The sequence below is a fragment of the Dyella marensis genome (assembly GCF_900112865.1).
GTDB lineage: Bacteria > Pseudomonadota > Gammaproteobacteria > Xanthomonadales > Rhodanobacteraceae > Dyella_D > Dyella_D marensis_A.
Genome location: NZ_FONH01000017.1, coordinates 88,879 through 99,137, shown reverse-complemented (window position 1 = coordinate 99,137; position 10,259 = coordinate 88,879). Strand labels below are relative to the sequence as shown.

Genomic DNA, 10,259 nt, shown 5'->3' with positions numbered 1-10,259 from the left:
CATGTTGGTGAAGGTCACGGGCAAAGACACGCAAACCGTCATCGACGCATTGATCAAGCACGCTCACAAGCTGCCTAGAGAGCTCTACAAATCGCTGACCTGGGATCGTGGCAAGGAAATGGCTGACCACCAGCGCTTCACGCTGGCCACGGACATCCAGGTCTACTTCTGCGACCCGCAGCATCCGTGGCAGCGGGGGTCCAACGAGAACACCAACGGGCTGCTACGCCAGTATTTTCCGAAGGGCACCTGTCGGGCTACTCGCAGGCTAAACTCGATGCTGTGGCCCGGCGCTTGAACGAGCGTCCTCGACAGACGTTGAACTTCGAAACACCGGCCGAACGATTCCAACAATGTGTTGCGTTGACTGACTGAAATCGCAACCCCGAGCGGACCTTGGGTTCGAAAGCCCGAGCATTCGAAATATGGAGATCACGATGGTGCGCTTGAGTTGCGCGGGTGCCAGGTTCGGCTCCTACCTCGACGAGAAGCACTTGTTCACCTGGGCGGAGGAAATTCCGTGCTTCGATCGCTGGGACGGCGATACGCTGGTTTTGCGGTCAAAAGAGATATCTGACGCCGACCTGCGGGACCTTTTGGCGCTGTTTTCGCGCTACCGGATACCAATGCAGCAACTTGCCCAGTTCAAGACGGACGCCAACCGGGACTGGTTCACAGCCCCTTCTACCTACTGGTTTTCGGAGGTTTTCACGGTTGATGATCTAAGTTCAGGCCAAGACTAAAGTGTCCGCTTACGACCCAAGGCCGACCTTGCGACCCCTGCGACAATTGACCAGACAAGGAGGGCCGGATGACGAAGCTAACGTGGGCGGACATCTTTATTGATGCTTCCGCCTTGAATGAGGCAGCGTTGTTCGAGCAGTGGCCGAGTACCGTGCAAGGCAGAGTCGCGCTCATTGGTGCGTCCGTGTTTGGCGACCTTTTCTTCCATCGCGCAGATGGAAGCGTTCATCGCCTAGATGTCTTGGAGGGCGGGGTGGGCCAAGTGGCCGCCACTTTCAATGAGTTTTCAACATACATGAACACCCCCAACTGGCAACAGGACAATCTGCTGACAAACGGCGTTGCACTGCTAGTAGAGCGCGGGGTGACTCGTGGACCAGCTCAGTTCTATGGGTTTGCGCCCCACCCTTCGTTGACCGGCAGGATTGATTGGCAGCGCGCGATGGCGCTCGATGCTGTGGTTTGGCACTCGATATGCGCGCAGATTCTCGATGGAACTGCTTAGGCCTGCTTCCGCCCATGGCAGACATTCATCCAGCACCTACGATGACCTAGAGCCGCCTCATTTAGGCGGCTCTTTTTTTGCTGGCGATAAATGCGCCGCGCGTCGCCGCGGCTTTCACGATCAAGTCGTTTTCCCCAGCGCAGCTCAGTAGTGGCACGCTTCACGGCCTACATGCTCGGCGGTGGTTGAAACGTGTTGAAAATAAAAAGGGCCTACCCGAAGGTAAGCCCTTGAATTTTGGCGCCCGATGTTGGACTCGAACCAACGACCCCCTGATTAACAGTCAGTGCGGTTGTGCAATCACTTCAATGGGTTAGGTCGATCATTTTTCAACGAACCGCCAACTTTTTTCCCGCTTAGCCCGCGCTTCCCGACGCAATTTTCAACACCGTGTAAGACGCAAACGGATGCGCAAGCGTCCACCGGACTATGAGGCCGCCTGCGCTATCTATCGCGAGTCAGCGGAAGCACTCTCTCGCGGAGCACTTTGTACTCGGCATCCACGACTTCCTGATTCGGATCGTGCCCGGAATGTTCCAGCAACACCCAATCTTTCTGCGGTGCGCTGATCGCTTCGTAATACCGGCGAGCCATCTCCGGTGGCGCAAGCAAGTCATGCGCGCCTTCGATGAAGAACACCGGGATAACGAAGTCCGTGCCCAACTTGGGCAGATCGACCTGCGACAGCATGCCGTCGCCATGCATCCCGACGAAGTTCAGGAAGGAATAGTCCTCGCCTGCCTCGTAGTCTGCTTCTGCTTTAGGGGTGGTGTAGGCAGGCGCTCGATGCCAGGTGTCGGGTGGCGGCAGCGTGACCTTCGCTTCGTACTTACGAATGATCCGGCGCACCTTTCCAAAGCTGCGCGGGTCGGTCCAGGGGGGCGACCCGACCTGTTCGAGCACGGCCAGTGCATCCTTGTCATCCGTACTGGTCGCGAGTGCGAGGAGCTTCTTGTAGCTCTCGCTTTGGGTTTCCACGGAATTGACGACCTGGGACGTACCTACGTAGGCGTAGAACAGCTCCGGATGCGCCTTGGCCATGTGCACGGCGAGGATCGAACCCCACGAGCTACCCCACAAAATGACCTTCCGCTTTCCGTAACGCTTGGCGAGGTACCCGGCCAGCTCGTTGCCGTCCTGGGCCATCCGCTCGATGGTGAGCTTTTCATCTGGCGCCGGGGGACTCCGCCCATAAGTCATGCCAGAACCGCGCTGATCCCACTGGACGATGATGAAGTCGCGCTGTCCCTCGCCATAGACACTGTCGGAAATACCGCTAAGTGGATTGCCGGGACCGCCACTGATGAAGAGAAGGATGGGATTGGCGCAACTGTCTCCCTTCGCCGTCACCCACTGCTCGATGCCGCCGATGACGACGAAGCCTTCGTCGTCGACCTTGGCCGGCCTGCCCTTGCATGAAGGTGAAACGCTCACCTTCGATTGCATGCTCTTGCCCGATGCATCGGCGCCATTCGCCTGCGCCACCCACGCCAACACCGCCAGCCCCAGGGCCAGCGCGCTCAACCTTGTCATCGTCTACTTCCCCTGTAATGGCTCACTTACGTGCCAACTGGTTGGGAATATAGCTTGTCGGCCGTTGCCGAGCGGAGGGAACCTGCCGAGCAGGCAGCGTCCGAAATCAAGCGGTCTATCCCAAGCGCAGCTCAGCAACGGCATGGCGTCGCGAAGTGGACGCGCAACCATCGTTGAAAATTCCGTAGAAAAATAAAAAGGGCCTACCCGAAGGTAAGCCCTTGAATTTTGGCGCCCGATGTTGGACTCGAACCAACGACCCCCTGATTAACAGTCAAGTGCTCTAACCGGCTGAGCTAATCGGGCGGGGTGAGTCGCGTAGTTTGAAGTCCGCTGCCCGGGCTGTCAAGCCTGACGGCCCGGGCAGGGCGAGCGAACGCGGAGCTCAGCTCGTGCGCACGCGATAGCACGGCACATAGGCTGCACCGCCCGGCAGCTTCATGCGGTGCTGCACGACGAAGGCCTGCAGCAGTTCGTCCAGCGCGCGCATGATGTCGGGCTCGCCGTCGATGTCGAACGGGCCGTACTGCTCGATCGCGCGCACGCCTTCTTCCTTCACGTTGCCGGCCACGATGCCCGAGAAGGCGCGGCGCAAGTCCGCCGCCAGCTCGTGGCGCGGGCGCTCGCGCTGGATCGCCAGGCCGCGCATGGCCTCGTGGGTGGGACGGAACGGCAGCTGGAACGGATACGGGATGCTCAGCGCCCAGTTGAAGAAGAACGCGTCCTTGTTGTCCAGGCGGTGATTGCGCACCTTGTCGATGCCGCGAACCATGGCGTGCGCCACGGCCGCCGGATTGTCGACGATGATCTGGTAGTGCTGCGCCACGCTGTCGCCCAGCGTGAGGCGGAGGAACTTGTCGATCTGCTCGAAATAGGCGGCGGACTGGCGCGGGCCGGTGAACACCAGCGGGAACGGGATGCCCGCGTTGTCCGGATGCAGCAGGATGCCCAGCAGGTAGAGGATTTCCTCTGCCGTGCCCACGCCGCCCGGGAACACGATGATGCCGTGGCCGATGCGGACGAAGGCCTCCAGGCGCTTCTCGATGTCCGGCATGATCACCAGGTTGTTGACGATCGGATTCGGCGACTCGGCGGCGATGATGCCCGGCTCGGTCACGCCGATATAGCGGTTGGCGCGACGGCGCTGCTTGGCGTGGGCGATGGTGGCGCCCTTCATCGGGCCCTTCATCGCGCCCGGGCCGCAGCCGGTGCAGATGTCCAGGCCGCGCAGGCCGAGCTGGTAGCCGACCTGCTTGGTGTATTCGTACTCGTCGCGCGAGATCGAATGGCCGCCCCAGCACACCACCAGGTTCGGGTCGATCTGCGGCTTGAGGATGCGCGCGTTGCGCAGGATCTCGAACACCGCGTGGGTGATGCCCACGGTGTCGTCGAGGTCGAAACCGCCCTGTTCCAGCTGCGTCGACACGTAGACGATGTCGCGCACCACCGCCACCAGCAGCTCGTTGATGCCGCGGATGATCTGTCCGTCGACGAAGGCCTGGGCCGGTGCGTGCTGCAGCTCGATCTTGATGCCGCGGTCCTGCTGCAGCACCTGGATGTCGAAATCGGGGTACTGCTCGAACATCGAGCGCGGATCGTCGCTGACGTTGCCCGAGGTCAGCACGGCCAGCGCGCAGCGGCGCAGCAGTGCGTGCATGCCCGAACCGCTGGCGTCGCGCAGGCGCGCCACCTCGTTGCGGGACAGGATATCCAGGCCGCCGGCGGGCGAGATGCGCGCGCTGACGGTGGCCTGCTTGCCGGACTTGCCGGTCTGAACATCGTTCATCGAATCTCCTTCGGCCGCGCGATCGCGGCTACACACCGCCGGAGCGGGCCGTCCCAAGCTGGGACGGCCGGCTAGCTTGGCTCCGGGGAACCGGGGCGGTCAACCTCTCCCATAAAAAAAACCGGCGCCCCGAGGGGCGCCGGTTCCTAATCGCAAAGTCCAGCCCTGGCTTAGAACGTGTAGCGCAGGCTGAGCATGGCGGACCAACGCGAGGCCGGGTTGACCTTGGTCGCGCTGTTGTCGGTGGAGCTGTCGTAGATCGTCTTCTGGCCCGGCTGGTAGTTGCCGTTCGGGTCGGTCGGCAGGGTGTAGATGTACTTGCCGGTGGCCTTGTCGACGCCCGCGAAGTTCGCCAGCGTGCGGGTGTAGGGGAAGCCGACGTAGTTCTGCTGACCCCACTTGTCGTTCATCAGGTTCAGGACGTTGTAGATGTCCAGGCGGATCTCGCCCTTGTTGCCCTTGAAGATGCCCGGCACTTCCTGGCTGAAGCTCAGGTCGAGCTGGTTGACCCAGGCCGACTTGGCGGCGTTGCGGCCGGCCACCTTGCCCTGGTGGTCGCTCAGGTAGTCGTCGCTCTTGATGAACGCGTAGAACTGCTGCTCCAGCTTCGCGGCCTGGGCCGGCGTCGCGGCGGAGATGATCACCTGGCCCGGGTTCGGGATGAAGACCAGGTCGCTGCGCGAGTAGGAGTCGCCGTTGGCATCGTTGCCGAACACCCAGCTGTACGGCACGCCCTTGTGGCCGTCGTAGAACAGGCTGACGGTGGTGGCATAGTTGCCGAAGAAGTTGTGCGACCAGGCCACCGAAGCATTCACGCGCAGCGGCACGTTGGTGTTCGAGGTCGAGGCGACGTCTTCGTTCGGGTTGGTCCAGGCGCTGTTGCTGAAGTTCGAGGTGGCCTGGCTGGAGGTGCCCGGGTTCACTTCGGTGGCGTGCGAGCCGGTGACGCTCAGGCTGGCGGCCCAGCTGTCGGAGAACGGCTTGCTCAGCGACAGGGTCAGCGACTCGGCCTTGCCCTTGCTGGTGTTGGTCAGGTAGGTCACGCCCTGGGCGAAACGGGCATCCGAACGGATGCGCGAGTTGTTGACGATGGCGCCGCCGGTCACGGTGCCGTTCGGGTTGGTGTTGCAGTTGGCGCCGGTGGCTCCGTTCAGCGACTGCGCACCGCCGATGCAGCCGTAGTACGTGAAGCGGCCATCCGGCAGCACGCCCGACGGAGCGCCGATGTTGAGGTTCTTGTACAGAATGCCGTTACGCGTCTCCAGGCGCTGGTATTCCGCGGTGGCGATCACGCCCCACCACGGCAGCTCGCGGTCGATGGCCAGCGAAGCCTTCCACACGCTCGGCAGCTGGAAGTTCGGATCGATCGAGTCCACCGCCATCTGCGGGGTGACGCCGGCGCCCGAGGTGTTCTGCTGCAGCGGGTTGGAGCTGAACGGCGGGCACGGCACGTTGTTGTTGTTGCCGAAGCGGCACAGGCCCGAGGTCTGGCGGTCGTACTGGTAGGTGACGATGTTGATACCGTTGTTCTGGTACGGGTTCGTCATCCACACGGTCGGCGGGCTGGACTGGAACAGGCCCACGCCGCCACGCAGCTGGGTCTTCAGCTCGGTGTCGAAGGTGTAGTTGAACGAGAAGCGCGGCTGCACCAGGGTGCTGCCATTGATGGTGCCGGCATTGCTGAAGCCGAAGCGCTGCTGGAACGTGGCGTTGTACAGCGGCTTGTCGTCGGTCATGTAGTGATTGACGCGGAAGCCGTACTGCACCGACAGGTTGTTGTTGACCTGCCAGGTGTCCTGCAGGAACACGTCGCGCTCGCGCAGCTCCCACTTCGCGGCGATGCCGTTGATGTCGTAGCCCGGCGCCGGCTGGTACAGGCTGTAGCTGGAGTACAGGCCCTGCTCGATGGCCGGGATGCTGTTGAAGGTGTAGGCGCCGAACTCGGTGCGGCCGAACAGGTTGTAGATGCGGTTGCGGCTGTAGTCGAGGCCGCCCTTTACGGTGTGGTCGCCCAGGTACAGCGTGCCGGCCCAGAACGCGCTCAGGTCCTTCACCTTGGCCGCGTTGTAGTGGCTGAACTGGTCTTCGCCCAGGTTCACCGTCGGCGCGGAGGTGCTGGTGACGTTGCTCGCACGCACCGTGATCTGCGGCTGCTGCGTGGACACCGTGCGGTGCAGGTAGAAGTCGCTGTAGGAGACCTTGGTCTCGGACGAGAAGATGTCGCTCCAGTCATCGAAGAACTGCAGCGTGTAGTTCTTGTTGTCGGTGGCGACGTTGTACCAGTAGCTGCTCAGGCCAATCGAATTGGTGCTGTTGCCCTGCGGGTTCGGCTTGAATTCCTTGGTGCGCTGGTAGGCGAAGCTGGCACGGTGGTGGTCCGTGATGTTCCAGTCGAGCTTGGCCAGGTAGCGCTTGTCGTCCAGGGTGCCGGCGTCGGCGCCGAGGCTGCCCGGCACCAGGCCGAGACGGGTCGCGGCATTGGTGATGCGCGTCAGGTCGCTGGGCGAGATCTTGTTGCTGGTGGAGCCGCCGGTCAGCGTGCTGTCGAGGCCATTGGCGGCGCCCGAGCTCAGGCCGGTGACCTTTTCCTTTTCGTAGCTGGCGAAGAAGAACAGCTTGTCCTTGATGATCGGACCGCCGAAGGTGACACCCGCCTTCCAGTTGGTGTCGAACTCGGTGTAGTCGCGGTTCTTCTGCAGCCAGCCGGCCTTGCCGACCATGTCGTCGGTGTTCTTGTAGGTGTAGTACACCGAGCCGTGGAAATCGTTGGTGCCGCTCTTGGTGACGGCATTGATCTCGGCGCCGACGGAGTCGGAGGTCACGTCATAGTTGGCGGTGGAGATCGAGTATTCCTCGATGGTGTCCATCGCGATCGGCGAGCCGACGGTCGGCAGGCCACTGCCGTTCAGGCCAAAGGGGTCGCCCACGCCCAGGCCGTCGACCTTGATGCTGTTGAGGCGGGCGTTCTGGCCGTTGGCCGAGATCGCGCCGGTGACGTGGTCCACGTTCACGCGCGGATCGAGGCGGGCGATGTCGGCGATGTTGCCGCTCGGCGCCGGGGTCATCTTGAGCTGGCGCTGCGACACGTTGGTCGACAGGCCCTTGTTCTCGGAGGTGAAGAGCTGCGAACCGGCCGTGGCGGAAACGGTCACGCCCTCCAGGTTCTTGGCGGCGATGGCGGCGCCGACGGTCAGGTTCACCGCGGTGTCCTGCGACAGCTGCAGGAAGACGTTGTCCTGCTCGGTGGTCTGCCCGTCCTTGGTCACCTTGACGTCGAACGGACCGCCCACGCGCAGACCCGCGGAGGCGTAGCGGCCGTTGGCGTCGGTGGTGACGGTCTTGGTGGTGCCCGACGGCTCGTGCACGATCTGCACGGTGGCGCCGGCAACCGGCTGGCCATTGCCATCGAGCACGCGACCGCTGATGGAGGAGGACGTGTCCTGGGCGATCGCCGGCACCGACATGGCGAGCATCGACGCGATCGCAAACGGCAGGACCTTGGCACGAATTCGGCTATTCACTGTGATTGACCCCTTGGGCGCGCAACATAAAAAAATCTGACGAGCGGAAACCAAAAATGCCGATGCCCGGCTCCAGCCAGGCAGTTGTTTCGCGCAGATTGGTTTCCCCGGAATGTTTTGTAGCTGTCCGAAGCTTTGCTTGCTGCTTTGCTTTCTTGTGGCGAGACCGCCCCGCCTGCCAACAAAGTGTTAAACGGACTTTAACGGCATTCTATGACACTTATGTAACGGATTCACGTCCTTTTTATCTCCGCCCCGCCCCATACCACTGCAGTGGAGTGCGGCACAAGTGACGTGAAAACAGTCACTTGACAATAAAGGTATAGCAACCACCGGCTTTCTTCCCCTTGCTTCCGGCCAGCCGAGGCACATGACGGAACCAACGAAAGCTTAAGTCAGGCTAACAGCCCGACCCTCACCACGGGATAGGAAATTTAGGATTTCCCGAGATACCGCGCACGCTTCGCGGGTTTCAGCGTGGCCAGGTCGAGCATCACCAGGCCGTCGACGCAGCCGGAGAAGCTCGGGTCTTCGCCGAAATCGAGGAACTGCACGCCTTCCGGCTCGACCAGGTCCACGTACTGGCGATACAGCACCGGCAGGCTCACGCCGAGCGCATCGAGGTGATGCTTGAGCTTGCCCAGGCCCGCGGCCGGATCCAGGCCTTCGAGCGCGTCGCGCACCAGGTCGATCACTGCCGGCGAAATCACGAAGGGCTGGCGAGCGGCGGCCAGGCCGGTCACGCCGAAGTAGTGCTTGTGCGCGGCGGCGATCCATTCGCGCGCCTCGCGCGGCAGGCTCACCGACATGCTCACCGGACCGAACAGGTAGCGCAGATCCGGATGGCGCTGCAGGTACAGGCCGATGCCCTGCCACAGCTGGTCCAGCGCGCGCGAACGCCAGTACGCCGGCGCGATGAAGCTGCGGCCGAGTTCGAGGCCCTGCGACAGACGCGATTCCAGCGCCGGCGAATAACTGAACAGGCTGGAGGTGTACAGCCCGGTCATGCCGCGCTCGCCGATGATCTTGCCGCCGTGGCCAAAGCGGTAGGAGCCGACGATGCGCAGCGCCTTCGGATCCCACAGCACCAGGTGCTCGTAGTGCGGATCGTAGATATCGAGGTCGCGCCGCGCGCCGGTGCCCTCGCCGACCTTGCGGAAGGTCAGCTCGCGCAGGCGGCCGATCTCGCGCAGCGCCGCGCTGTCGGTGGCGCCCTTGAGCAGCAGCACCTGCTTGCCGTCGTTGAGGTCGGCCAGCTTCTCGGCGCGCGCGGCCAGGTCGGCCACCACGCGTTCGGTGGGTTCCGGATGCGCGATCGGCGACTGCCCGCCGAAGATCAGGCCGCGATGGCGGCCGACGCGGTACACGTGCCGGCGCATCAGCTTCGCCGCGCGCTGGGTGGAACCGCCGCTGCGCTGTTCCAGCTCGTCGGCGCCGACCAGCGGGCCGACGCTGAAGCCGATGCGGCGCTTGATCGGTGCCACCGCCTCGCGCGGCAGCATCGCGGTGCTGAGCGGCTTGGCCAGCATGGAAAGGCCGTAGAACATGGTGGAATTGCGCGCCGCCACGTGGATCGGCAGCACCGGCGTCTTGCTGCGGAAAGCCAGGCGCGCGAAGCCGTCGGACCAGCGTCCGTCGCGCACGCCATCGGGGCGAATGCGCGACACTTCGCCGGCGGGGAACACGATCAGCGCCTCGCCGCGATCCATCGCGCGGAAAATCTCGCGCATGCGCGAGGCGGCGCCCTTGCCGAACACGTCGACGTGCAGCATCAGGCGATTGAGCTGCGGAATCGAAGCGAGCCAGTCGTTGCCCAGGATCTTCACGTCGCTGCGCACGGAACCGACCAGGTGCAGCAGCGTGATCGCATCGACCATGCCCAGCGGATGGTTGGCCACCACCAGCACGCCGCCCTCGACCGGGATGTTCTCGCGCTCGCGCGGATTGACGTAGTAGTTCGCGCCCAGCACCTCGAGCGCCTTCTCGACGAAGTCGAAGCCTTCGGCCTCGCCGATGGCGGTGAGCACGCGATTGAAACCATCCGCATCGGCAAGGCGGCCCAGCAAGCCCGCGGCCGAACGCAGCAGACCAGGGTGCTGTGCCAGCCATGGCAGACGTTCAGTGAGGGTCTGTTCGACGCTTAGCATGATCGTCTCCTTAACGACTTCGC

Annotated in this window: 6 protein-coding genes, 1 tRNA gene and 1 pseudogene; 3 read left to right on the top strand and 5 right to left on the bottom strand. The window is 63.1% G+C overall.

All coding sequences use genetic code 11. The annotated features are described in order from the left end of the window. The 3 genes and pseudogenes from BM172_RS17770 to BM172_RS17760 form a co-directional block, all read left to right on the top strand. A pseudogene (locus tag BM172_RS17770) lies at positions 1 to 375 on the top strand (IS30 family transposase); the annotation flags it as partial. Between the two features lie 50 nt (positions 376 to 425). Further along, the gene (locus tag BM172_RS17765) at positions 426 to 743 is read left to right on the top strand and encodes a hypothetical protein (RefSeq protein WP_026633441.1); all 318 of its coding nucleotides are present in this window, start codon (positions 426 to 428) and stop codon (positions 741 to 743) included. Between the two features lie 68 nt (positions 744 to 811). Then, positions 812 to 1,249 (top strand): hypothetical protein, encoded by a 438-nt coding sequence (locus BM172_RS17760; RefSeq protein ID WP_026633442.1) that lies wholly within the window; start codon positions 812 to 814, stop codon positions 1,247 to 1,249. 444 nt (positions 1,250 to 1,693) lie between these two features. Here BM172_RS17760 and BM172_RS17750 read toward each other — a convergent pair whose 3' ends face one another. The 5 genes from BM172_RS17750 to BM172_RS17730 form a co-directional block, all read right to left on the bottom strand. Then, positions 1,694 to 2,773, bottom strand: a complete 1,080-nt coding sequence (locus BM172_RS17750) for an alpha/beta fold hydrolase (protein WP_231504110.1) — start codon at positions 2,771 to 2,773, stop codon at positions 1,694 to 1,696. Between the two features lie 238 nt (positions 2,774 to 3,011). Further along, positions 3,012 to 3,088, bottom strand: a tRNA-Asn gene (locus BM172_RS17745). Positions 3,089 to 3,167: 79 nt separating this feature from the next. Beyond that, the gene (gene ppnN / locus BM172_RS17740) at positions 3,168 to 4,568 is read right to left on the bottom strand and encodes a nucleotide 5'-monophosphate nucleosidase PpnN (RefSeq protein WP_026633444.1); all 1,401 of its coding nucleotides are present in this window, start codon (positions 4,566 to 4,568) and stop codon (positions 3,168 to 3,170) included. A 170-nt stretch (positions 4,569 to 4,738) separates the two neighbouring features. Further along, complete coding sequence (locus BM172_RS17735) at positions 4,739 to 8,041, bottom strand: TonB-dependent receptor (RefSeq protein WP_231504111.1); 3,303 nt, start codon at positions 8,039 to 8,041, stop codon at positions 4,739 to 4,741. A gap of 482 nt (positions 8,042 to 8,523) precedes the next feature. Further along, on the bottom strand, positions 8,524 to 10,236 hold the full coding sequence (locus tag BM172_RS17730) for a bifunctional ornithine lipid synthase OlsF (RefSeq protein WP_026633446.1): 1,713 nt from the start codon (positions 10,234 to 10,236) through the stop codon (positions 8,524 to 8,526). Positions 10,237 to 10,259: the final 23 nt, after the last annotated feature.